Raw genomic sequence first — 22,350 nt, 5'->3', positions numbered from 1 at the left:
CCGCCCCGCCGCCCACCTCAGACGCCGGCCACCGATCACACCCCGCCACCGACACAGCACCAGCCGGCGTGACGATCGTCTGCCCAGGAACCAACCTCACGCCGACACCACCCGATCCGCCATCCGGCCCGCCTCGACCAACATCCACCGGACCACCCGACGGCCAACCAGCTCGTCATGAACCTCGACCCGACGGCGGGCACGCGCCCACACGTCCTCCCACGAACGCCGGCCCTCTCGGATCGCCTGCCGGTCGGTCGGATTCGACGCGGCCAACACGCCCGCGTCGTCCCCGACCTTGCAGGCAGCCGACTCCGCGAACCCGGCACAGTCGCGCAGCACCGGACAGGCGAGACAGACACGCAGCTGCTCCACCGTCGGCTTGCCGTCGTTCTCCCACGGCATCTCCGGCACCGCCTGGCACAGGGCACGCTCACGCCACGTCATGCGCGCCACCCCCTGCCGGCCACAGGGCCCGGAACTCGTCCGACGGCCCCACGTAGTAGGTGCGGCCCGACCAACGCTCGAAGATCACGTTCCCGGACACGGCCAGCCCGAGACGTCGGGCACGTGCCGGCTGGCCGTGCGCGACCTCGTGATGACACACGGCGCACAGCGCGACCAGGTGGGCAAGGTGCCGGGCCGGCTCGAACGTGCCGTCGCCGATCGCGTCGACCGCGAGCCGGTCGAGGGTGTTCCCGCCCGCAGCCCGCTTGATCCGATGGTGCAGTTCGTCGGCCAGGTTGCGGCAGCGGTTGCCGTGCTCGAACACCGCCTCACAGCGGTCGCCGGCACGCGTCCACGCCGCCGTACGGAGTGGGGCGAGACGGATCTTGGGGGCGCTCATGCGGCCCTCCGATCGATACGTCCCAGCTCGATCTCGTGCTTCGCCATCGACGCGACCACAGTCCACGCGCCCACCAGGGCACGGGCGTCGTACGCCTTCGCCGAATGCGAATCGGCCAACGAAGCAGCTCGGTCACGAAGCCAGCGCAAATCACCGACGGTCAACGGGACCGTCCCGTCCAGACCCATCGACGTCGCCAGCTTCGCGCCCATCTCCCGCACCTCAGGCGGCAACGAAAAGTCCTGGACCGCAGCCTTCCGACGGTCCTCCGACCTCAACGTCAGGACCTCGTCATGCATCAGCGCGCGGGCGGACGCCTGCCGGTACAGCTGCTCGAACCGGTCACGCAACGTCGCGTGGGTCTCGGCTACCTCGCGGGCCTGCTCGAGCTTCACGGCGAGGCGGTCGAGCTGGTCGGCCGCATCGTGTGACGACTGCGGCGATGTCAGCGGGGTGCGATCGCCCATCACGCCACCGCCTTCGGGTCGGCGACGTCATCGATCACGGCACGCACGATCTCGGGATATCCGGCCGCCCATGCGTCGATCTCGGTCGACTTGTTGGGTGGCAGCTTCTTCGCGTCCTCCGATGCGAACCCGGGCCGCATCCGTTCCCAGTTCGCCCGTAATGCGTTCATCACGTCGAGCTTGGTGACGCCACGGTCGCGGGCGTGCTGCTGCCAGTCGAAGCCCGTGGAGGACACCGCGCCGGCGGATGGGGCATCCGCTGCAACGGTGGGAGAGGCCGCGGCTGCGGTGTCCTCCACGGTGAGTGTCGACGACGGGGGATCGTCGACATGGTCCGACGTTGGGGGAACGTCGGAGTCGGTTGCCCCGGCGGACGGATCGGAGACTTCCCCGTCCCCCTCACCATCCGCCGGGGAGTCGTCAGGCTCGACGGCCTGGTGGTTGTCGTCGGACAGCAGCGCCGCCCGGATCCGCTTCAGCGCCCCCTCGTCACCGAGGTGCACCAGCAGCTTGCCGGCGTTCGCGCCGGTCAGGTCGCCCGGCGCCGCTGCACCATCCTGGTAGCGGCCGACGATGAACGCCTGCTGGCCGGACGTGAACCCGATCTCGTCGAGCCGGCTGGTTACCTGCTGCTGCACCGTGTCCCCACGGTTCAGCCACTCCGCGAACGGCTGCCACCACGCCCGGTCCGGCTTGCGCTCAACCGCGTCCTGCAGCGGCGCACACCGCGACTTGGACACCATGAGCCGGTGTTCGTGGTCGACATCGGCCACCAGGTCGAACTCGTACTCCATGCCCTTGCGCTGCTCCGGGGCGAGCCCGAGCTTGCGGACCTGCGTGCGGCCGTTGTCGCCTTCCTCGACGACGTATTCGGTCTTGGCGCGCATGGTCACGATGACGTGGCCGGGCCAGCGCATGACGGTGTCGACGAGCCGGTTCTGCTCCGGCGTCCCCTCACGCCAGGCCGCGAAGCTGTTCCCGCGAGAGCGGGCGGCAGCGTCGTCCACGATCTCGAGCACGCCGCCTTGGCCGGACCAGGCGTGCGACAGCGAGTCGATGATGACGACCTCGGCACCCGCGGCGGTGCACGCTTCGAGAGCTTCGAGGTAGCGGGCCGGCGCGAACGGCGGGTCGATGACGCCGTGAAGGAACTCGCCGAACTCGTCGGCGTACAGCGCAGCGGAGCCGCGTTCGGTGTCGATGACCGCGACCTTGCTGATATCGCCGCAGAGTGCGAGGGCGGCTTCGAGGGCGGAGTAGGTCTTGCCGGCACCAGACGGGCCGACGAGTGCCACGCGGGCCTTGAGCTGGACCTTGGAGGCGGGGCGCAGTTGGAAGCTCATAGGCCACCCCCGATCTCGACCGACAGGCCGAAGAAGCTGCGGACGATGGCGGCGTCGCGGGCCTTCGCCTGCTTGTCCGGCACGACCTGCAGCACCGGCTTCGACGGCGGGTCCACATCCACACCCGGGATGGCCTCGCCGGTCGACGGGTCGAGCAGGACGTAGCCGTCGTCACGGTTGCCACGGATCACGGCACGACCCGACTCGATCAGGTGGTCGAGCGGCTTGGCTGGCAGCACGCGTTCCAGCGATGGGGTGATGGCACCGAAGATGAGGTTGTGGAACTCGTCGGCCGGGATGGCGTAGTCGGCGCCCGACTCCGGCGCGTCAGCGGCGAACTGCTCACGCATCGCCATGATCCACCGGAAGGCGTGATTGTCGATGTCCAGCGTCTCGCGGACCTCATGCTCGAGGCCCTGCGCCGCCCACCACGCGTCGAACGCGTCTTGGTCGGCGATGCGCGGGCGTGGCTGCGGGTCCGTCAACGTCGCCCGGATCCCATCCACCTTCGCCGAGAAACCCGTGCCGGTCAGCGCCGCGACCTGCTCCACCTCGGCCTGCAGATCCTCGCGGGCGGCGTCCTCGATCTCCTTCGCGAACGTCGTCAGCGCCTTGGCCTGGCCTGCCCGCCGGACCTTCTCGTCCAGCGCCTCACCCGGCCGCGCGATGATGTCGAGACCGACCACCTCGATCGTCTGGTCAGACATCGGCGGCCTCCCGATCCTCGTCCCGGGCCTGCTCCTGCTCGGCCGCGTAGTCCGCCTCGGCCTGCAGCTGCTCCTCGACGTAGACCCAGTGGTCCACCGCGGCCGCGAGCGCGACCAGATGGGAGGGCGGCCACACGCCGTCGAGTGCGTAGACCGCGAGCCGGCCCACGTGCATGCGGGCGGTCGGGACACCGTGGGTGTAGTAGGAGGCGTCCTGCTCGACGGTCACCACGGCGGTGCCGATCGTGGAGCCGGCCCGCCAGCGGACCGAGAACCGACCGTGGCGGGTGTCGACAGCAACGAGCCGGTCACCATGGTTGGGGGAAACGGTCGTGGACGTCGTACGGCGTCCGGTTACGATGCCGGTCACAGTCGGAACCTTTCATCAGGGCGGCTGGCGACGACCGGGCGGGCGCCAACCTGAGCCCGGTCGTTCGCGTTGGTGGGGTTCCACGTCACCGATCCGGCCATGCAGGCGGAGCAGACGCAGAACGGCACGTGTCGGGCTTCGAGGCGGCGGAGCAGCAGCCACAACAGCCACGCCCCGGCGCCGATCGCGGCCATGACCGCCCAGCTCGCGAGCGGGCTCACGCGGCTGCCATGTCTGCGGTCTGCTGCTCGGGCAGCCGGTACTCGTAGACCGGCCGGGTCTCGTCACCGACGTGAATCCGCTCGCACTCGAAGTAGCCCTGAACCTCGACACGCAGCCCCGAAGGCAGAGTCGCCGTCGCGGTGGGCTTACCGGCGTCGTCGAAGGTGACGTCCGGTTCGACACCGACGGCTTCGAACACGACGGCGGACTCGTGGAACGCCTTCGCCGTGAAAGCGATCGTCGTCAGCTTCGTGCCGGTCTCGTCCAACTGGCTGGACGACAGCCAGAACTTGGACGCGACCCCGGATGCGATCAGCTCGGCAGCCTCGACGATCATGTCTGCCCGCGGTCGGGCAGCGTGGTAGATGGCCTGGTTCTCCATTGGTGGTGCTCCTTCCCGCCGTGGCGGGCTCGGCCGCCCGGTTCAGGCGGCTTGGTCGGTGGCGTCGCGGCCGGCCGGCTTCGAGGCGGCGGCCGGCCGCGACAGGCCGAGGCGTGGACGCAGCAGGGCTGCGATGTCGGCGAGGACGACGGGGTCCTGGACGTGACGGGGCAGGCCGGCCTCAGCGCGCGAGGACGCGACGCGGGCAGCGATCTCGGCGGCGCTCATCAGGCCGCCTCCCCTACGTGCTCGTCCGGGTCCGCGAGCAGCGCGACGAGCGGGCACTTCAACGCCCGAGCCAGCTTCAGAGCCATCTCCGGAGAGGCGCCCTTGTTGCCGTTCTCGATGTCGTAGAGCGTCCCGTGACGGCAGCCCGCTTCCTTGGCGAGGGCCGGCACGGAGAGGCCGGACCGTTCGCGGATCTCGCGTAGGGCGTGTCGGTTGATGCGCACCGGTGGTCCGTTCTGTCGCTCCGGTTTGTTGCATCGGAGCGTTGCATCACTTTGGACCGGCGTCAACCGGCGTCATGCATCAGAACGCGACAGGAGCGCCTGATGCACATCGCTGTGCGGTAAAACGAATAACAGCGGTGTCGCGCGACAGGCGTCCAAAGAGGCCGAAACGGGGCGCTAGCAGCGGAAAGACATCGCTGTCAGTCGCCCACCCGCATACCCTGACGCAATATGACGCAGTGAATTCGTGCGTTGCGGCGCACCAGAGTGCAGGCATGCCAATGACCGACACCTCAAGGTGGCAGGACTTCGGACGTGCCATCACCCTCGCCCGCAACGCCCGCAAATGGAGCCAGCGACGCCTGGCCGCCGAAGCCGGCGTCTCCCCCACCACCCTCGGAGCCCTCGAACGAGGCGAAACCGACCCCGCCAGCTCCCGAGCCATGCCCGCCATCGCCCAGGCGCTCGACTGGCCGGCAGATATCGCCTACCAGCACGCACGCGGCAAGCACGACCCTGCCGCCCTCATCCATCCGCCCCAACCCAAGCCGCGTACCGACTTCACCAGCAACGAGATCGACCAGCTCGCCGGCGACATCGCCGAACTCGATGAGGAGGACCGCGAAGCAGTCCGCAACCTGGTCCGACGGCTGCGCAACAGATAGCGTCACACCCGTCTGGCACGGTCCCGCCCCAGCCGCACGAAGGGGACGCATGGCGTGGGACCCTGCCCGCGAGTTCGAACAGCAACATCCTGATGTGCTCGTCGAGTACGTCGACGGGCTGCCGGTCGCCACGGGGGGCGCTGTGCGATACCGGGACCGCCACGGCACGGTTGTACTCATCGACCGTCGCCTGACCGGTCCAGCACGCCGTGACGCCCTCGCGCACGAACTCGTACATCACCAGCGCGACGGCGGAGCAGCCGGCGGCGAGCACCCACGGTTCCGGCCAGACCGGATCCGCGAAGAACAACGCGTCGCACGAATCACCGCTGAACGGCTCGTCCCCACGCTCGACCTTCAGCGGTACTGCGACCTGCATGCAGATCTCGGGCACGGGGTGTGCCCGGACGACGTCGCGCGCGAGTTCGAAGTGACCTGGCCGGTCGCTTGTGACGCGCTCGACAACCTCACCCGATTCGAAAGGGGCAACCAGTGAGCGACCAACCATCCAACCCTCCCCCGCCGCCGGCCGGCGGTGGGCAAGCAACGGAGTCAGCCCAGCCCAGCGCGCCGCCGCCATCCGGTAAGAAGCCGTGGTGGAAACGGTGGTGGGGCATCGCACTGATCATCTTCGTGGTGCTCATCGTGATCGGAGCTCTCGCCGGCGACCCCGAAGAGCTAGCCGACGGCACAGCGAGTGCCCCTGAGGAAACCGATAACGATCTGCCCGAGGAAGCGCCCGACCCCGAGGATCCCGAGGAGGTCCAGGAGGAGATCGCGGAGGACGACGGGGAACCGACCGAACTCGACCAAGCCGAGCCGGAGCCCGAACCGGAACCCGAGCCAGAGCCAGAGCCGGAGCCCGAACCCGAGCCCGAGCCCGAGATCGAACCGACCGTCTACGAAGGCTCAGGCGACGACATCGTCGACCTCGAGGTCTCAGACTGGCCACTGGTCGCAACGATCGAACACCAAGGCTCGTCGAACTTCGCGATCGTCGCCCACGACGACACGGGCGGGCGGGACCTGCTCGTCAACGAGATCGGCAACTACCAGGGAGTCCGGCCGCTCAACTTCACCGGCGATCCCACCGAACTCGAAATCACCGCAAGCGGCCCATGGACGATCACCGTCACCACGCTGTTCGAACAGCCAACGCTCAGCGAGACCAGTTCGGGGAGCGGAGACGAGGTACTGCTCGTCGACACCGGGTCCGGCCGGCTCGCGCTGACGCACTCCGGATCGTCGAACTTCGCCGTGATGGCCTACGGCTCACGCCGGGAGCTGCTTGTGAACGAGATCGGAAGCTACGAAGGGACCGTGCGTCTTCCCGACTCGTTGGCACTCGAGATCGTGGCTGACGGCAACTGGACTGCAGAAGCCGGCTGATGCCGCTCGGGATGGCGGCCTCGCATGGCCGCCATCCCGACCTAGTGTGCAAGCGTCAACTTCACGCCGGTGAACTTGTGGAGAACACACGTGGCGTGTCCCAGCCGATCCGTAGGATCTACCCGATGAAACGCTGCGCGATCTACACCCGCCTGTCCAAGGACGCCGACGGCACCGAAACCGCCACCGCACGGCAGGAAGCTGACGCCCGCGCGTTCGCAGCCGCCAAGGGCTGGACGGTCGCCGAAGTCTTCAAGGACGTCGACCTCTCCGCGTACCGGAAGGTCACCCGCCCCGGCTACGAGTCGATGCTGACCGCTCTGGCATCCCGCCAGGTCGACGGTGTGCTCGTCTGGAAGCTCGACCGGCTCGTACGGTCACCCGCCGAGTTCGAACGCTTCTGGGCCATCTGCGAGACCCACGACGCGACCCTCGCCTCAGTCAACGAACCCGTCGACACCTCCAACGAGCTCGGCCTCGTGATCGTCCGCATCCTCGTCGCGTTCGCCCGCCTCGAGTCCGCCACCATGAGCCTCCGGCTGCGCTCGGTCAAGGCAGCGTCCGCCAAGGCCGGACGGCCCAAGCACGGCGGACCTCGGGCGTTCGGGCTCACCGACGGGTGGACCGACATCGTCCCTCACGAGGCCGACATGATCGTCGACGCCGCCGCGCGTGTGCTGGCCGGCGAGTCGATCCGGTCGATCGTGCTCGACTGGAACCGTCAGTCCCTCACCACTAGCACCGGCAGGCCCTGGTCCGCGCAGACGCTACGGAACCTGCTGCTGCAACGGCGGCTCTGCGGCCAACGTGAACATCGCGGCGAGATCGTCGCTGATGGCGTGTGGCCGGCCATCCTCGACGTCGACACCTGCGACCGGCTCCGTACCGTCCTCACCGACCCTGCCCGAACCGTCCCCCACGCCGGCCGGACCTTCCTGCTCTCAGGCATCCTCCGCTGCCACAACTGTGACAGCCGGATGCGCGGATCGATCGCCACCAACGGCCGGCGCCGCTACGCCTGCCCGCCCAAGCCGGAAGGGTGCAACGGCACCGTGATCTTGGCCGACCCGACCGACCAGCTGCTCGCCGACATGGTTTGCGATGCGCTCGACTCCCCCGACCTCGCTTCAGCCCTCGGCCGACCCGACGACGATGGTGACGACCACGCCGCCCGGATCCGGGTGCTGATCGGCAGACTCGACGACCTGGCCGGCATGTGGGCGAACGGCGGCATCTCCCGTCGCGAGTGGATGACCGCCCGTACATCCATCGACCAGCAGCTCGAGCAAGCGCGCGCCGCGGCCGCCGCGACAACCCGCAACCGGCAGGCCGCCCCGTGGGTCGGCCGCGGCATGCAGCTACGAGCTCGGTGGGACGACGGGCTGGACTTGGAGTTTCAGCGTGCCGCCGTTGGAGCCGTCATCGACCGGGCCGTGATCCGAGCTGCCGTGAAGGGGCGCAATCGGTTCGACGCGGACCGGATCGTCGTAGAGTGGCGAGCCTGACGCTGCCGGAGGTGCGGATGCCTGCTGGGTCACGGACATGCAGCGTCGACGGTTGCGATCGTGAGCATGAAGCCCGCGGCTGGTGTTCGGCTCACTACGCCCGCTGGCGTACACACGGCGACGTGCAGGCCGGAGTGCCCGTGATGGAGTTCCGGTCGGGCCGTACTTGCGACGTCGCCGAGTGTGGTGAGGTCCACTACGCGCGAGGCTGGTGCCTGCGGCATTACACACGCTGGTGGGGACGACAGCGGAAAGCCCCCGCCGCCGACCCGAACGTCGACAACGGGGGCGGTGACGCCGCTCAAGTCAGCTGACGCAGGCCACCCCTTGGTTGATGATGTCGCGGATGCGGGCGGGCCCGATGCCCGAGACACGCTCGAGGTCCTCGACACGGGAGAACGGCCGCAGCCTGACGATCTCGGCGGCACGGTCAGGTCCGATGTGGATGATCCGTTGCAGGTCGTCGGTCGACGCCGTGTTGATGTTGACGCAGCCCGGTGCCGGGTCGGCCGGCGGTTCGGGTGCCGGAGGCGGCGGCGCTGGTGCCGGCGGTGGCGGCATCGGAACTGGGTTCGCCGGCGGATGTGTGGTGTGCCCGTCGGCGACGAGCTTGGCCATGAACCGCGCGAGGAAGGTGCCCATTTGTGCGCGGGTCACGTCTCCACCGGGGTTGTAGATTCCGGGCGCGGCTCCGCCGGTCAATCCGGCTTGGGCGACGGCGTTGATGCGGGCCTGATGGGTGTCGCCGTCGACGTCGGTGAAGAAGTCGCGGCCGGCCGGTAGCGGGCTGCCGGTGCGGGCTTCCCAGGCGTTGGCGAGGAAGGTCGCCATCTGGGCGCGGGTGACGTTGCGTGCCGGCGCGTAGCGGCCTCCACCTACTCCGCCGACGACACCGAGTTCGGCAAGCTGGTTGATCCGCAGCTCGTGGGCGTTGCCGTTGTCGTCGGTGAAGTGGTTGGCCGGTGAGTTCGGCAACGTGCCGCCGGAAAGCTCGATGGTGCGGGCCACGAACGACGCCATCTGGTCGCGAGTGACGGTGCCGGTCGGGTTGTAGGTGCCGTCGCGGTTGCCTTGGGTGACGCCCCACCAGCCGATGCAGTCGATCGCGAACGCGTGGCTGCCCGAGGTGACGTCAGGGAAACGGTTGCGGGGAGTTCCTTCGCACGCGGGTCCCACCGGTACCGGCTGGGGCGGCTGCACGCCGCTGGAGGTGTAGGTGCGGCCCTGCGAGCTCGTGATGAAGAAGTCGCCGTCGAAGCCGGCGGTGATGGTGATGTCGCCATCGACCGCTGCGCCGGTGGCGTCGGCGGTCTGGAACAGCGTGGTGCCGGCGGTGGTGTAGCGCGAGACCACGGTCGACGACGGGTGGCCGTAGCTGTTGCGGCCGACGGTGAGCACCGCCGCTTCGGGACGGATGGTGTCGATCAGGCTGGCGGGCGAGGAGGTGGAGGAGCCGTGGTGGGACACCTTCCAGACGTCGAGGCGGCCAAGCGTGGATGCGAGCGCCGTTTCGCCGGCGGACAGCAGGTCGCCGCAGGTGCCCTTGGTGAACTCGAAGTGTTCGACCTTGAGACACATCGAGCGGGCGTTCTCATCCGAGGTCGGGAACGAGGCGGTGTCGTTGGACGAACCGGACCACAGCACTTCGAAGAAGGTGCCGTCGCAGAGGTCGAAACTGTCGCCGCTGGCCACGATGTGTTCGCGGCCGGCGGCGGAGGCCATCAGGTCACGGTAGGTCTGCGAGTTGTACGCCGGTGCGCCGCGGTGGACGATCGTGGCGCCGGTCGCTTCAGCGACGGCGCGGATGCCGCCAATGTGGTCGGCATGCATGTGCGATGCGGCGATCCAGCGGACCTTGTCGCGGGCGCCCCACCGGTCAAGCAGGTCTAGCACCGCGCCATCTGCACCGACGTTCACGTCGACGATGCCCACGTCTCCGCACGCGCCGCGGTAGACGGCCGTGTCGCCGTTGCCGTGATTGAGGTAGACGACCTCGAGATCACCGACCACGATGGCCGGGCCGGCGGCAGCCATGTTGGCTGGCAGCAGCATGGCCACCATGGCGATTGCAAGCATGAGGGCAAGACGTCGTGGCACAAGATCCCCCTGTTCCCCTGTTGGCGCCGCGGCCCCCGCGGCGCCAGACACCCTAGACGTTCGGCCAGGTTGACGCCGAACGTCCGGCTACTGCCCGCCCCGCGATGGAAAAAGGCATCACTTCAACCAAAAGTCCGGCCACCCGACGAACAAGGGAGAGGCCCCGGCCGAAACCGGGGCCCCCTTGATGCGGGTTACCGTCGCGGGGACGGTTGGGCGAGTTCGCGGTTGCGCTTCTCGGCTGCCTCTACAACCTGGGAGTCCACACCAAACCGGCGCATGCCGTCGATGAATCCCGGGGAGATCTTCTGGTCAACCGTGCGGATCGTGATGATCGTGTCGGACTTCTTCCGCCTTCTGCGTGCTGGGTTGCTCACTCTTGCCTCCTCGGTCGCCTCACGTGCAGTGCACCTGAGACGACAGCACGATGCTAGTCCTCTGGTACGTCATCTGACGGGATGTTTGAGCTTTCTGAAGTCAGGGGTACAGGGTGCTCGCGCAAGTTGACGCGCAATTCTGTACCACTTCAAGCACTTTCTTATTTCTCAAGGTCTGGAAAGATCCCTCAGGACCATCAACGCTTACGCACCCTCGGAACCTTCCCTTCTTGCTACGCATCGGCATGACGACGATGCCGCCGTAGTTCTTGGTCATCTGCGCCTGTCGCCAATCGAGGCCCATCCGTTCCTCATCGGTGCGGCTTTCCCACTCGTCTCGCGAGACCGCCATCAGCGCCGACGCGTTGAAGACGCGCCCTTCGCCGGTTTCCCAGCAGATGCCGATGGCACCGGTGCCCCTGGTCCACCTGATGTTGGTGCCTCCGCGGCCATCGTTCTCGATGCGAACGCGTGCCACCTTCTTCAGTTGGCGAGGCCAGCGAGGAACGCGAGGAAGCTCCCAGACGTGGATCCCGATGTCGTGCCAACGCAACGCATCTGCAGTGGCCTCATCCAGGCGAACAAGGGTGTAGTACAGAACACCCTCAACAAGACCCGCCCGCTTCTCCCGATGGTGGCGGAGCGAGACAGCAGCGGCGGTTCGGATGGCCTCGAGTGCCGTGACGAGGACCAACGTGATCCGAGCTGCCGTTACCCAGCCTTGGCGAACTTCCCAGTATTCATCCGGCCACGGAATCTCGGAGAGACCAACCACTGCTCCGGCGACAACAGCGATTGCGAGCAGTAGGAATTTCGCCACTACCAGCAACTTCACCCCACCCACATGCGCCCTGCAAGGCGCGGAGTGCAATCCTATCCGCCGTGACCGCGGGATCCTCTGCAGCCGACGGCGCGGGCGAACCTGTTGGCGTCGGCCTGAAGCCGAAGAACGCGGCGGCGGCCAGCAGTGCGGCGCGGATCGACTCATTCACAGCTCGGGAAGTACTACCGGTGGCTACCCAGCGCGTGAGCACGAGCCTGTAGGTCCACGGCGGTCCAGAGCGACACGCGGCCGGTCACCTCGAGGCGTCGTTCCTGCTGGTAGGCGAGCACCGCGGCCTCGGTCTGCGGCCCGAAGTCGCCGTCGAGCTGACCCGTGTAGTGGCCTAGCTGGATGAGCCGTTCCTGCATCTTGCGAACGTCGCCGCCGCGGTCACCACGCTTCATCTCGTACTCCTGCTCGATGGGTGTCGCCGGTGGGACTGCGTCCTGCGACTGTTGGCGGATCGGTTGCCGGTCCCGCAGGCGCGCGTGACGGCCGAGCGGGTCGCCTGGGCAGCCGGTGGAGTTCAGATCGGCATGGCGCACGACACGATCACCGGCACCCAGCCGACGTAGCTCGGCGATCGCCCAGTCGATGGCGGCCAGCGCGAGGGCCGTGGGGGTCTGGCGTGCACCGCCGATCCATACGATGGCGTAGAAGCGCAGGTTGCCGTCGTTGCTGCCGTTCGCCGCGGTGCGGAGGCCGGCGCCGCGTCCGGCGAACACGTAGCCGTGCTGGCACACACCGAGCGTGTAGGCGAGGTCCGCCCACCCTCGCGAGTCCATGTGGAACCGCTGCCAGGACAGCCAGGTCGCAATGCACTGGGCGTGGCTGGCGATCGGGACGTTGTCGCCGCCGTAGTGCAGGGCGCAGCCGCCGCGGGCGGCGTCGATGTTGCGCGAAATCGACTTCGGTGGCCGCATCCCGAGGGTGGCGCGAGAAAGGAACCCTGCGTGGGTCGCGGTGGTCATCGGTCGACCTCGGCGGCGCCGGGGCCGTCGTGGTCGGAGTTGGCGTCCGCGGGTTCGGCCGTGTCGTCGACGGGGACGTCGTCGTAGGCGTCGCCCGGTTCGAGGGAGGACGTCACGGCTGGTCGTTCTTGGTGGAGGTGTGTGCGGCCGCGAGCGCGCCGACGGGGACGGCCATCACGGCGGCGGCCCACAGGGTCCAGCCGGCGGCCTGCTCACCGTCGAGGATGCCGTACACGACCAGGAGGGCGATGGTCGCGGTTGCGATCCGGTAGATCCATGCGCGGGTCGATTCGTTCACGTGGTGCTCCTTCACGACGAGCCCCCCGAATCGGGGGGCTTGGTGATCAAGATCTCGCCGGTATCGAGCCGGCCACGCAGCTCCGCCTCGGCCGCCTCCGCCCGCTTGCGGTAGTGGTCACGCTGCCGGCGCAGCTCGTCGATGTTCTCGCGCTGCAGCGCGTCACCACGGCGCAGCAGCCACAGCAGCGTCCACACGAACAGGCCGCCCCCGCCTGCCAGGCGTCCGACGGTGGCCAGCCCCTCGAGGGTGAATAGCTCATGCACCCCTCACTCCCCGATCGTCCTCGCCGGCTTCGACGGTGGCAGCGGCGCCGCAGGCTGCGGTCCACGAGGGCCAGATCACACCGAGTGCGGCGATCACGATGGCGTGGCAGGCGAGCGAGATGAGGAGTGCGCTGTCGGCCTTGTCGACCCAGAGGGCTTCGATCATTGCGCCGAGCCGCAAGAGTCCGAGGGTGATCAGGGCGGCGCCGGCGGTGGCCTGCATCTTCGGTTCGAACGGTGCGATCGATGAGGCGAGGACGAGTCCGGCGACGAACATGGCGCCGAGCGGCCAGAGGTTGGGTGCGAATGCGGCCTCGAAGACGGGGGCGTCCCAGGCGGCGGCGAGGACGACAAGGGTGAGGGCGACGACGAGGTGGAGCCACCAGTGCCGCACCCAGCGCAGGGGGTGGCGGGCGGCGAATCGCAGGTCGTAGCGGGACACGGGGGGGCGGCTCCTGGTCGTGCACCAGTTTCGAAGGAGAAGTGACCCGGTCCGCCGCCCCCCACTTGACGTGAGGTCGAGTCGCTCGGCCCCGGGCAAGTCGCGCGGGGCCTGACCGCACGGTCAACGGCCGGCTGGGCACAGTGCGACAACGCCTGGCCGCCGCGCTCGTCCACGATCGCAGGCGGGTTCGCCGCGCTGCAGGCGGCGGGCGCGCCGCCAGCGGGTTGGCGCTGGTCTCGACGTTCAGCCCAGCAGCGTCGAGGCCACCACTCGACATATGTGAGTCGGTCAGCCGCGCCAACCCGGTGCGACCTTGTCGAGCGCGCGGGCGAGCATGGCCGCCATCTGGTCCCGCCGGACTGGCGCGCCGGGCTTGAACGTCCCGTCCGTGTTGCCCGCGATGATCCCGGCGGCCGCCAGGTCTTCGATGTCGCGGGCGTGGGTGGCGGTGTCTGGCACGTCGACGAAGCGTCCCATCGGGTCGTCCTCCTGGCTGGCCGCCACGACGTCCGGCGTGACGGTGGCGGTGGGGATGTCGCGGGTGAGGACCAGGCGTCGGAAGGCGTCGAGGTCGTCGGTCCAGTGCACGAACCTCGGCCAGCGCCTTTCCCATTGCTCGGGGCAGAAGGCGGCGACGAACAGGTCAGCGAACGCCTCGTTGAGCCGGGACGGGTAGTGGTTGGCGTGCGACGACCAGTCCTCGTTGGCGTGGCCGGCGTCGCGGTGGTCGTGATCGAAGTGGCCGAGCTGCGGCAGCGGACGGCGGTGCATCAGCTCGGACAACCGGGCCCGGTCAATGTTGCCGAGCGTGGCCGAGTCGACGGCATGGCCAAGCTCGTGCGCGATGGTGAACGGCAGCGCCGACGGCCGCATGTCTGTGTTGAGCACCAGCGACGCGCGCGGGTAGCCGTCGGCGGCGGAACCGGCGGCCCACCACTGGCCGGTGAACTGCATCGACATCGGCCGCCACAACACGCTGAGACGGCCGCCGGCGGTCCGCTCGAGCCACAGGGCCAGCCGTTCCCACGGGTAGGACGAACCGTCCACCACGGCAGCGAAGATGTCGGACCTGCCGGAGGGAGCATCAACGACGTCGAACATGGAGTCCATCAGCCGCGTGGGCCGGCGACCGCGTCACGCACAGCCTTCGCGTCGGCGTTCGCGACGTTGGCGGCGGCGGCACGTTCACGTATGCCACGCACTTCGACCTCCAACGCTTCAAGCCGTTCCATCACCGGGTCCGGTTCGGGCTCGACCGGGTCCGGTTCGGGGTGCGGATAACCGATGACCAACTGGCCATCCTGCACGATGATCTGGTGTGTCAACGCCTGCTGCACCAACTCGGCGTCGTCGCGGTCGTGCAATCGAAGCAGCGCCAGTCCGTCGCGGTCGATGCCGGCCGCGTCGGTATTGACGAACGCGAGGTCGTCCGGCGGCCCCTCGGGCCAGCGGCTGTTCGTGCCGGTGTTGTCGACGATCTCGCCCGTGTCGATGCGGTAGACGATCAGCATGGGTCAGGCTCCAATCGCGACGTAGGAGTAGGTTTCGCCACTCTGGTTGGCGTTGTAGACGCCGTTGTTGCTGGTGAAGTTGTGCACCTCGAAACCGTTGGCGGCACAGTCGAGAACGCCGGCCGCTGTCTGCGCGCCGTGGCTGGTGCTCTGCCCGATCACCGACGTGCCGCCCGCACCGACGACCGCTTGCGCCCAACGACGTGACGAGACCCCCATGACCGTGACCTGGACCGGATCGAACGGCAGCACGATCAGCCGGCCGTTGGTGCCGTCGCCGACGTAGGTGCCCACCGCAACGTCCCCGCCGCCGGCCGGGGCAGCCCAGCGCACCCCGACCTCGGCCGCACTATCGACGACCAGCGCCTGCTCATCGACGCCGGCCGGCAGCCGGACATACCCGCCACCAGTGTGGACCAGCAGGTCGCCCTTGGTGGTGAGCTTGTCGAGCGCGGCAACCGCGGCGGCACGGGCATCGGCCTCGCCGTCAAGGGTGACGTCAATGGCGTCGGCCAGGTCTCGGATCGCCGCAGCACCCTCACGCACCAGATCCGTGTCATCCGGTGTCGGCCAGCCATAGGTAGGTGTCTCAGCCACTCGTCAACTCCTGCGCCCTTGTCCAGCTAATGGTCCCGTCAACGGTGACCCAGCCCACGGTGTCTTCCACCCCGCCCCAAGTCAGCGCCTGCTCCGACAGCCGCCAGTCCGACACCAGCAACACGACCGTGGCCGCACCGCCCGTCAACGTCCACGAGAGACGCTCCACGAACCCGACCAGCGACCGGCCCAAAGCCCGTGGCAGGCGCCGCAGACGAACCGGCGCGCCGGGTTCGAGCTCGAACATGGCCCGCCGCATGCCGACGTCCAGATCGCCGGTGACGTGCACGGTCAGGTCTTCGACCCGAACGGCAGGGCGGGACCGAAGGCCGACGTACCGGTCGGCACGACCTTGCGCGTCGCCCGCATTAACGAGCCGGGTCTGCACCGTCTCGTGCAGCACCTCGCCCCCGAGATCGGCGATGGCCTGCTCGTCCCGCGCCGACACGACACCCACCTGATCCCCGTCGATGTACTCGACAGCGACGGAGTTGACGACGTCGCCGATGGACTGGACCGCTTCCAGGCCGGGAGCCGGAGTCGGCAGGTCGACGTAGCCCGCGGTGGCACGGGTCAGGCGCCCGACCGCATCGGTGTAGCGGATGGCGCCGCGCCGCGTTTCTTCGAGCTGCCCGAGCCCGTCCTGGGCTGCCTGCAACACCACCGACGCCGCATCGCGCGGCTCCGGGTCGCCTGCGAGGAGATACTGCCCCGGCGTGTCGACCTCCACCCCGACTGGGTCCGCGTCGATCCAACTCCGGTCAGGAAACGACGCCCAGCTATACGGCCCGGCCTGGGTCCAATCGATGGCGAGCGTGTCGAGCACGGCCGCGACCCTGTCCCCATCCCGCTGCTGCGGGTACCCGCCGTCCGGGACGCGTCCTCGATGGAGGCGGGCGAGCGGCCCGGCTGCGGTGAGGTGGTACCTGACCGGGGCGCCGTCCTGCCACATTGCCGTGCGGCAGTTGACGATGGTGCCCGTGAACAGCCGAACCGGCCCGTCGCCCGCGTCGATGTCGACAGTGATCGGGCTCCTGAGTCGCGGCCGAGGGCGGGTGCCGGACTCGTCGTGCACTGTCAGCTTGAGGTAGCCGGCCTTCGCCTGCTCATCGACGCCGCCACGACCGGTAGCGATCTGCGCCCGAGCGAGCGTGAACGTGGTCTCATCCACCCCATCGATGGTGATGGCGTAGGACGGCTGCCAGTTCATACCACCGGCCCGAACTCGCGGCGGGATCGGCGAGTCGCCGTCTCCAGCGCCCGCACCACACCCTCCGGGTCCATCATGGTGCCGGTCACATGGATGGGCTGGTGGTGGTGCACCTCGATGACCCGCTCGCCGCCGAGAACCGCGCCTGGCACCCGTCCACCTGCCGCCGCAGCGACCGCGCCGGCGTCCACAGTCAGCGGGATCTCCGCCGTCATCGTCCCCAGCAGCCGCTCAACCTGCCGCCACTCGTCTTCCATACCGCGGCCGAGACCGCCGATGATCTCGCGCCCGATGTCGGTCAGCAGGACCCGGTCCTTCTCGATCGGGCCCTTCAGATTGCGGATCTGGCCGCCAAGTCCGGACAACCAGTCCCGCGCGTTGCTCCAGGCATCACGCATCCCGGCGGTGAGACCGTCGATGATCTGTCGGCCGATCCCGCGCAGGAGATCGCCGGCATTGCCGAACGCCGCCACGATCCGGCCGGGCAGGGCACGGAAGAACCCGACGACCTCGCCGACCCGCTCCTCGATGTCCCGCTTGAACAGCACCATCTGCCGTGCCGACTCGGTGGTGAACCGGGTGAACCCACCGTCCGTGGCATTGTGCAGCGCCCGAATCACCCGGTCCGAGTCGCGATCAATAGCGCCGGCCAGGACCTCCATCGACGTCGACAGGTTCGACGAAGCCCACTCGCCCGCACCGACCAGCCGTTCGAACGACGTGACAGTCCTGCCGGCGGCCGCGTCTGCGGTGTCCGCCGTGACGTCGTGCTCGCGGCGCATCAGCTCGAGCACATTGCTGATGACGTCCCCCGCAGCGGTGACCACCGTGGCCAGGTTGTTCCAGATGCCCTCGATCCGTGGCCAATGCTCGCTGATGACGGCCAAGAACTCGTCGACCGCAGGCTTGGCCGTTTCGGTCCACCACACCTTGAGCGCCTGGCCCATCTCGACGGACTTGTCCATCACCTGCTGGAACCGCTCACGGATGACGGGCCCGTTCTCGTCCCACCAGGTCTTGACCGTGTCGAACGCCTCACGAGCCTGAGATCCCATCGCCTGGGCGCCACCGATGATCTCGTTGACGTTGCGGCCGACCTCGGTCGCGCCCTGCTGCCAGCCGGTCACGAACGACATGATCGACTCGATCATGGACTCCGCCGCCGCCTGGATGTACGGGGCGAGGAGCTCGCCGACCTGCAGCTTGAGCTCGCCCCAGAGCGCACCGATGCGTTCCCGGGCGCGTTCCAGGCCCTGGTTCATCTGGTCGTACGCCTGCTCGGTCGCGCCAGCAGACTCGGCCATCTCGGCCAGGGCGGCCCGGTAGTCGTCGGTGCCGTCGGACGCGAGCGCGAGCGCGGCGTTACCGGCCTCCACGGATCCGAACATGTCTTGCAACGCGACGCCGTTGTTATCGGCCGCCTGCTGCATGATGTCGAGCGCGTCAGCGACGTTGCCGCCCTGGGCGATGAACTCGGCGAACCCGACCCCGGCGATCTCCTTGAACGAGTCGGACGCCTTGCCGCCCTCCTTCGACAGCTCAACCAGCAGCTGCCGCATCTGCGTGGTTGCCACCGAGGTCGGCACACCCTGCGCGGTCATCTGCGCCATTGCGGCGGTGATGTCCTCGAACCCCACCCCGAGCGCGCTCGCGGTGGGCAGGACGTTGTAGAGCGACCCGGACAGCTCCTCGAAGTTCGTCTTGCCCAGCCTCACGGCGGTGAACATCAGGTCCGAGGCCCGGCCGGCGTCCATGACCTCGGCGCCGTAGGCGTTTACGACCGACGTGATCCCGTCTACCGCTGTTTCGAGTTGGGTGACGCCACCGACAGCGGCCTTCTGGGCCACCTCGAGGAACGCGAACACGTTGTCGGGCGGCACACCGGCAGAGAGCGACTGGTAGAGCGCAGGGACGACCTTGTCGGTGGTGACGCCCATCTCGACCGCGAACTTGCGGACGTCCTTCTCCATCTTCCCCATGGCGTCGGCCGACGCGCCGGGGAGGAGGGTGAAGACCTCGTTCATGCCGCGCTCGAACGAGGCGAACTCCTTCACCCCGACGGCGGCGAATCCGGCGACTGCAGCTCCGGCCACGGCGACGCCGGCCAGCGCGGCCTTGCCGAGGCCGGCGGCGAAGCTCCCGAACTTCGAGTCGGCTTTGTCGACCCCGCGGTCGAAGTCGGAGTCGTCGAGGGTGAGGAAGGCCGTCAGCTCGCCAACGGTCAGCGCCACGACATGCCTCCTCTCATCGTCTCAGCCTCCGAATGCGGCGAGGAACGCCGCTTCCGCTTCTGCCGGGTTTTGTAGGGCCCTCAGGTCGTCACGGGCCGCCTGACGCCACGTCGCGCCGGTCGACAGTCCGGTGAGCAGGACCGAGAACCGGCGGGTCGACATGACGTCCATCTCCTTCACGAGATCCAGTCGGTACTCCCGCTGGAAGTCGGATTCGAGGTATCGCCAGTGGGCGAGGACGGCTCGGGCTGCTCCGTCCCCGCCGTCGGAGGGCCCGTGTCGGCCCTGCCCGCGGACCGCTTCGAGTAGGACTCCATGGCGAACCGGACGACGTCCCCGAGCTGGTCCATGGAGATGCCCGCGTCGAGCAGCTCCTTGACGGTGTCGCGGCCGACCAGCGCGGCGGCGGAGTCCAGCACCGTCGTCTCGTCCACCTCGGCTTCGGCGTCGGCCCGCTGGGCTGCCCGCATGGCCAGCAGCGTGAGCTTGAGCGGCGGCGAGATCGGCAGGGTGAACGTCCGCCCGAACGCCTTGAACGTCGGGGCGTTGGCGGCCTGCTCGGCCCACGCCTGGTCGAAGTCGACGAACTCGCCCATCAGGCGTCCCAGACGATGCGACCGTTGATGTGCAGGGTGGCTGCCCAGCCGGTCTTGTTGTTCTTCCCGCCGCCGGTCGAGCCCATCTCGGCCCAGCCGACGAACGTGCCGACCTTCCCGCCCGGGGTGGTGACCTGGAAGTCGCGGACCGCGGCGGCGCCGATCAGTTCAGCGGACGTCTCGATCTCTTCCTGGCCGGGGTCGCGGTCACCGGTGTCGGGGTCCTCGAGCCGGTGGCCGGACAGGGCGATGGTGCTGGCCCGTCGCATCGGCAGGGACGCGCCCTGCCCCTGCGAGGAGAAGTCGTCGGTCTCTTCGGAGGCGGTCTGACGGTCCCATCCGAAGTTGTCGAGGCCACCGATCTCGATGAAGGTTGGTTCGGCGGCGCCGTCGGAGATCTCGAAGGTCCATTCGCGGGCGGGGATGACACTGAGCACGGTCGTTCCTTTCAGGCACGTGCGGGGTTGCGGACATCGAGCTCGAAATTGATGGCGTGCTCGTGCCGGCCGTTGGAGTCGCGGCCGAGGCTTTGGGGGGAGGACTGCAGGCCGTGGCAGTCGGCCAGCCAGGTCCCGTCCGGCAGGGTGATGCCGGACAGGCCGTGCAGGGCGTCGTAGATGGCCTGCAGTCGGCTGCGGGAGATGCGCGGGTCAGCGGTCCCTCGGACCCGGATCTGGATGCGGGGGTGGTCCCAGCCGCCTGCGACGTCGGCTTCCGGGCCGCCGTAACCGGTGATGACGACGGCGACATCGGGAGTGGTCGGCATCGCATCGATGAACACGTCGTTGCCGGGCCCGTCGTAGGTGACGAGGCCGAGCGTGTCGAGCAGGCGGGCGATCGCGGTGGGGACGTTCACAGCAGTCCCCCGCCGCGGGAGAGGGCCGCTGCGATCTCTCGTTGGATCAGCTTCGCGATGACGTCGCGCTCGGACATCGCGGGCCGTTCGAGGTACTTCGCGGTGCGGCCGGATGCGTGGGTGTAGTCGAGCCTCTCGTGCTGGACGATCGCGTAGGGGGTGTCGTACGACACGGCGGCTTCCAGCCCGTCGACCTGGGTGGTCCCGGACCGCATCAGCGTCCCTTCCTCGATGGGGACGTGTCGGTTGGCTTCTTCGAGGAGGTGTTCGGCGGCGAGGGCGAGGCCACGTTCGGCGCCGCGCTCTCCGGCTGCCTTGATGGCGGCGCCTCGCCAGTTGAGGCTCATCCGTGTCATCGGTCCGCCTTCGACTCGCCGCACTCGGTGCAGAGCACGCGGGTGACGTAGGCGGACATCAGCGGGCCGATGAGAAGCGCTTCGACGCGGACCGCGGAGGGCAGCGCGCAGCCGTCGCACCACACGCCGGTTTCGACGACGCGGATCCGCTTCAGCTCGAACGTGATCTGGGCGAGCTTCATGTCAAGCTCACGATCCGCTGCCGCACGCCACCCAACGGCGCGTCCGGCAACCTGGAAGCGATCACGGTCGCGACCCTGCCGCGGACAGTGACCCGCGCACCCGACGGGACTTCAACATCAGGCGGGCACAGCAGCGTCGTGCTCGATGTCACTTCCGACCCGGCCGGGTCCCGGACCAGCCGGACCGTCTCATCGACGGCACACCGGATCTCGTACGGGTCGCCGTAGGCGTCGCCATAGGGCCCCGAACCGGCGGGAGGTTCGACCGAGGCGGTCGACGGGTAAGCCCACGTTCCGAGCTTCACGGCCCCACCGCCACAGCAGCACCGAGCCCGGCGGTGACGAGGATGTCGCGGGCGCGTGGGGCGAGCCGCGGGAACCGGCCAGAGATGTTCGCGGACCCTTGGGTAACGTGATGTAGCCCGGCGGTCTGGCCGTACTCGTCGCCGGTGACCAGCCACCACTCGACCTGCGCACAGGTCGCGTCGACGAACGCCTGCCTGACCTTGTCGTCGGTCGGGTCGTTCTGGTCGTTGACGGCGTAGATGGCGGCGACGGTCGCCCGGTCCACCGTCACGCTGGCACGCTCGAGCAGCCGTCCCGCCTCGTTGTCGGCGGGGGCGGCGATGGCGGAGTGTGCGAGCCATGCGGTGAGCTGGGCGACCGTCGCGTGTGCCATCGACTACTCGCCTTCGGTCTTGCTGCCCTTGCGGCCGCTCGTCTTGCCTGCGGCGCGCTGCTCGTCGGCGTCCTCGACGAGCTCGTAGCCGTCCGCCGCGGCGAGACGGGCGTCCTGACGGGAGCCGTCGACGGTGCGGTGGCGGCGGCCGGTCTTCTTGTCCTTGTAGAGCGGCACGTGGTCCTCCTGACGTGGGTGCGGACCGGTTCTCAGGCGGTACGACTCGGAGCCCTACTTGCGGCTCTTGGCCGGCTTCGAGGTCTTCTCGTAGCTGGCGGCGTTCCGCTTCGAGGTGACACGCTGATGCAGCGCGGTCCCCTTCTTCGCGGCGAACACCACGCCGGTGTCGGTCGCCTTGAACCACTCGACCTCGACCTCGACGTCGTCCTCGACGGTGACGTTGTTGTTCGCCAACAGCGCCTCGAGGTCGGCCTTGTTCGCGCCGGCCGGCACGTCCAGGCCGGCTTCCTTCGCTGCGTCTTCGAGCTGCTTCTTGGTGGCCACGG

The 22,350-nt window shown here is 68.7% G+C and carries 34 protein-coding genes and 1 pseudogene; 4 read left to right on the top strand and 31 right to left on the bottom strand.

Features of this window, described 5'->3' with window-relative positions; translation table 11 throughout:
• Positions 1-96: 96 nt before the first annotated feature.
• The 10 genes from ACERM0_RS22155 to ACERM0_RS22110 are packed head-to-tail and all read right to left on the bottom strand — an operon-like array spanning position 97 to position 4,790.
• On the bottom strand, positions 97-447 hold the full coding sequence (locus ACERM0_RS22155; protein WP_373669597.1) for a WhiB family transcriptional regulator: 351 nt from the start codon (positions 445-447) through the stop codon (positions 97-99).
• Complete coding sequence (locus ACERM0_RS22150) at positions 434-847, bottom strand: hypothetical protein (protein WP_373669598.1); 414 nt, start codon at positions 845-847, stop codon at positions 434-436. The genes ACERM0_RS22155 and ACERM0_RS22150 overlap by 14 nt, the downstream gene beginning before the upstream one ends.
• Positions 844-1,314: a hypothetical protein gene (locus ACERM0_RS22145; protein WP_373680792.1), complete on the bottom strand. Its 471-nt coding sequence runs from the start codon at positions 1,312-1,314 to the stop codon at positions 844-846. The genes ACERM0_RS22150 and ACERM0_RS22145 overlap by 4 nt, the downstream gene beginning before the upstream one ends.
• The gene (locus ACERM0_RS22140; RefSeq protein ID WP_373669601.1) at positions 1,314-2,657 is read right to left on the bottom strand and encodes an ATP-binding protein; all 1,344 of its coding nucleotides are present in this window, start codon (positions 2,655-2,657) and stop codon (positions 1,314-1,316) included. Before ACERM0_RS22140 ends, ACERM0_RS22145 begins: the two co-directional genes overlap by 1 nt.
• Positions 2,654-3,364, bottom strand: a complete 711-nt coding sequence (locus tag ACERM0_RS22135; RefSeq protein ID WP_373669602.1) for a hypothetical protein — start codon at positions 3,362-3,364, stop codon at positions 2,654-2,656. Before ACERM0_RS22135 ends, ACERM0_RS22140 begins: the two co-directional genes overlap by 4 nt.
• Positions 3,357-3,734, bottom strand: coding sequence for a hypothetical protein (locus ACERM0_RS22130; RefSeq protein WP_373669603.1), 378 nt, complete (start codon positions 3,732-3,734; stop codon positions 3,357-3,359). The genes ACERM0_RS22135 and ACERM0_RS22130 overlap by 8 nt, the downstream gene beginning before the upstream one ends.
• Positions 3,731-3,955: a hypothetical protein gene (locus tag ACERM0_RS22125; RefSeq protein WP_373669604.1), complete on the bottom strand. Its 225-nt coding sequence runs from the start codon at positions 3,953-3,955 to the stop codon at positions 3,731-3,733. Before ACERM0_RS22125 ends, ACERM0_RS22130 begins: the two co-directional genes overlap by 4 nt.
• Complete coding sequence (locus ACERM0_RS22120; RefSeq protein WP_373669605.1) at positions 3,952-4,338, bottom strand: hypothetical protein; 387 nt, start codon at positions 4,336-4,338, stop codon at positions 3,952-3,954. The genes ACERM0_RS22125 and ACERM0_RS22120 overlap by 4 nt, the downstream gene beginning before the upstream one ends.
• A gap of 42 nt (positions 4,339-4,380) precedes the next feature.
• Positions 4,381-4,566, bottom strand: a complete 186-nt coding sequence (locus ACERM0_RS22115; RefSeq protein WP_373669606.1) for a hypothetical protein — start codon at positions 4,564-4,566, stop codon at positions 4,381-4,383.
• Positions 4,566-4,790, bottom strand: coding sequence for a helix-turn-helix domain-containing protein (locus ACERM0_RS22110; RefSeq protein WP_373669607.1), 225 nt, complete (start codon positions 4,788-4,790; stop codon positions 4,566-4,568). Before ACERM0_RS22110 ends, ACERM0_RS22115 begins: the two co-directional genes overlap by 1 nt.
• Before the next feature lie 275 nt (positions 4,791-5,065).
• On the opposite strand from ACERM0_RS22110, the gene ACERM0_RS22105 reads away from it, so the two are divergent.
• The 4 genes from ACERM0_RS22105 (at position 5,066) to ACERM0_RS22090 (ending at position 8,349) form a co-directional block, all read left to right on the top strand.
• Positions 5,066-5,455 (top strand): multiprotein-bridging factor 1 family protein, encoded by a 390-nt coding sequence (locus tag ACERM0_RS22105; RefSeq protein ID WP_373680791.1) that lies wholly within the window; start codon positions 5,066-5,068, stop codon positions 5,453-5,455.
• Between the two features lie 49 nt (positions 5,456-5,504).
• The gene (locus tag ACERM0_RS22100; RefSeq protein ID WP_373669609.1) at positions 5,505-5,951 is read left to right on the top strand and encodes a hypothetical protein; all 447 of its coding nucleotides are present in this window, start codon (positions 5,505-5,507) and stop codon (positions 5,949-5,951) included.
• The gene (locus tag ACERM0_RS22095; protein ID WP_373669610.1) at positions 5,948-6,844 is read left to right on the top strand and encodes a hypothetical protein; all 897 of its coding nucleotides are present in this window, start codon (positions 5,948-5,950) and stop codon (positions 6,842-6,844) included. Before ACERM0_RS22100 ends, ACERM0_RS22095 begins: the two co-directional genes overlap by 4 nt.
• Positions 6,845-6,939: 95 nt before the next feature.
• Entirely contained in the window at positions 6,940-8,349 is a 1,410-nt protein-coding gene (locus ACERM0_RS22090; RefSeq protein WP_373680790.1) for a recombinase family protein, read from the top strand.
• A gap of 306 nt (positions 8,350-8,655) precedes the next feature.
• Here ACERM0_RS22090 and ACERM0_RS22085 read toward each other — a convergent pair whose 3' ends face one another.
• The 21 genes and pseudogenes from ACERM0_RS22085 to ACERM0_RS21985 all read right to left on the bottom strand — a co-directional run.
• Positions 8,656-10,401, bottom strand: coding sequence for an S-layer homology domain-containing protein (locus ACERM0_RS22085; RefSeq protein ID WP_373680789.1), 1,746 nt, complete (start codon positions 10,399-10,401; stop codon positions 8,656-8,658).
• A 522-nt stretch (positions 10,402-10,923) separates the two neighbouring features.
• Positions 10,924-11,658, bottom strand: coding sequence for a hypothetical protein (locus ACERM0_RS22080; protein WP_373669558.1), 735 nt, complete (start codon positions 11,656-11,658; stop codon positions 10,924-10,926).
• A gap of 170 nt (positions 11,659-11,828) precedes the next feature.
• On the bottom strand, positions 11,829-12,617 hold the full coding sequence (locus tag ACERM0_RS22075) for an N-acetylmuramoyl-L-alanine amidase (protein ID WP_373669559.1): 789 nt from the start codon (positions 12,615-12,617) through the stop codon (positions 11,829-11,831).
• A gap of 112 nt (positions 12,618-12,729) precedes the next feature.
• The gene (locus ACERM0_RS22070) at positions 12,730-12,915 is read right to left on the bottom strand and encodes a hypothetical protein (RefSeq protein ID WP_373669560.1); all 186 of its coding nucleotides are present in this window, start codon (positions 12,913-12,915) and stop codon (positions 12,730-12,732) included.
• Between the two features lie 11 nt (positions 12,916-12,926).
• Entirely contained in the window at positions 12,927-13,181 is a 255-nt protein-coding gene (locus tag ACERM0_RS22065; RefSeq protein ID WP_373669561.1) for a hypothetical protein, read from the bottom strand.
• Positions 13,174-13,623 (bottom strand): hypothetical protein, encoded by a 450-nt coding sequence (locus tag ACERM0_RS22060; RefSeq protein WP_373669562.1) that lies wholly within the window; start codon positions 13,621-13,623, stop codon positions 13,174-13,176. Before ACERM0_RS22060 ends, ACERM0_RS22065 begins: the two co-directional genes overlap by 8 nt.
• Before the next feature lie 291 nt (positions 13,624-13,914).
• Complete coding sequence (locus ACERM0_RS22055; protein ID WP_373669563.1) at positions 13,915-14,736, bottom strand: S-layer homology domain-containing protein; 822 nt, start codon at positions 14,734-14,736, stop codon at positions 13,915-13,917.
• A complete protein-coding gene (locus tag ACERM0_RS22050; RefSeq protein WP_373669564.1) occupies positions 14,736-15,137 on the bottom strand; it encodes a hypothetical protein in 402 nt (133 codons plus the stop codon). Before ACERM0_RS22050 ends, ACERM0_RS22055 begins: the two co-directional genes overlap by 1 nt.
• A gap of 3 nt (positions 15,138-15,140) precedes the next feature.
• Entirely contained in the window at positions 15,141-15,734 is a 594-nt protein-coding gene (locus ACERM0_RS22045; RefSeq protein WP_373669565.1) for a hypothetical protein, read from the bottom strand.
• Positions 15,727-16,905 (bottom strand): hypothetical protein, encoded by a 1,179-nt coding sequence (locus ACERM0_RS22040; RefSeq protein WP_373680788.1) that lies wholly within the window; start codon positions 16,903-16,905, stop codon positions 15,727-15,729. The genes ACERM0_RS22045 and ACERM0_RS22040 overlap by 8 nt, the downstream gene beginning before the upstream one ends.
• A 35-nt stretch (positions 16,906-16,940) precedes the next feature.
• A complete protein-coding gene (locus ACERM0_RS22035; RefSeq protein WP_373680797.1) occupies positions 16,941-18,968 on the bottom strand; it encodes a phage tail tape measure protein in 2,028 nt (675 codons plus the stop codon).
• A gap of 228 nt (positions 18,969-19,196) precedes the next feature.
• Complete coding sequence (locus tag ACERM0_RS22030; RefSeq protein WP_373680787.1) at positions 19,197-19,355, bottom strand: hypothetical protein; 159 nt, start codon at positions 19,353-19,355, stop codon at positions 19,197-19,199.
• Positions 19,352-19,771, bottom strand: coding sequence for a hypothetical protein (locus ACERM0_RS22025; RefSeq protein WP_373669569.1), 420 nt, complete (start codon positions 19,769-19,771; stop codon positions 19,352-19,354). The genes ACERM0_RS22030 and ACERM0_RS22025 overlap by 4 nt, the downstream gene beginning before the upstream one ends.
• On the bottom strand, positions 19,771-20,208 hold the full coding sequence (locus tag ACERM0_RS22020) for a phage tail tube protein (protein WP_373669570.1): 438 nt from the start codon (positions 20,206-20,208) through the stop codon (positions 19,771-19,773). Before ACERM0_RS22020 ends, ACERM0_RS22025 begins: the two co-directional genes overlap by 1 nt.
• Positions 20,209-20,219: 11 nt before the next feature.
• Complete coding sequence (locus ACERM0_RS22015; RefSeq protein WP_373669571.1) at positions 20,220-20,627, bottom strand: minor capsid protein; 408 nt, start codon at positions 20,625-20,627, stop codon at positions 20,220-20,222.
• Entirely contained in the window at positions 20,624-20,983 is a 360-nt protein-coding gene (locus ACERM0_RS22010) for a minor capsid protein (protein ID WP_373669572.1), read from the bottom strand. The genes ACERM0_RS22015 and ACERM0_RS22010 overlap by 4 nt, the downstream gene beginning before the upstream one ends.
• Positions 20,980-21,165, bottom strand: coding sequence for a hypothetical protein (locus ACERM0_RS22005; protein ID WP_373669573.1), 186 nt, complete (start codon positions 21,163-21,165; stop codon positions 20,980-20,982). The genes ACERM0_RS22010 and ACERM0_RS22005 overlap by 4 nt, the downstream gene beginning before the upstream one ends.
• A complete protein-coding gene (locus ACERM0_RS22000) occupies positions 21,162-21,470 on the bottom strand; it encodes a hypothetical protein (protein WP_373669574.1) in 309 nt (102 codons plus the stop codon). Before ACERM0_RS22000 ends, ACERM0_RS22005 begins: the two co-directional genes overlap by 4 nt.
• Positions 21,467-21,844, bottom strand: coding sequence for a hypothetical protein (locus ACERM0_RS21995; RefSeq protein WP_373669575.1), 378 nt, complete (start codon positions 21,842-21,844; stop codon positions 21,467-21,469). The genes ACERM0_RS22000 and ACERM0_RS21995 overlap by 4 nt, the downstream gene beginning before the upstream one ends.
• Positions 21,845-21,847: 3 nt before the next feature.
• Positions 21,848-22,021 carry a hypothetical protein gene (locus ACERM0_RS21990; RefSeq protein ID WP_373669576.1) on the bottom strand — a complete coding sequence of 58 codons (174 nt, stop codon included), beginning with the start codon at positions 22,019-22,021 and terminating at the stop codon, positions 21,848-21,850.
• A gap of 54 nt (positions 22,022-22,075) precedes the next feature.
• A pseudogene (locus tag ACERM0_RS21985) lies at positions 22,076-22,350 on the bottom strand (hypothetical protein); the annotation flags it as partial.

The sequence above is a fragment of the Egicoccus sp. AB-alg2 genome, assembly GCF_041821065.1.
In the GTDB taxonomy this organism is placed as follows: Bacteria; Actinomycetota; Nitriliruptoria; order Nitriliruptorales; family Nitriliruptoraceae; genus Egicoccus.
Note: the sequence above shows the minus strand (reverse complement) of the source record. Positions and strands in the feature narration are given on the sequence as shown.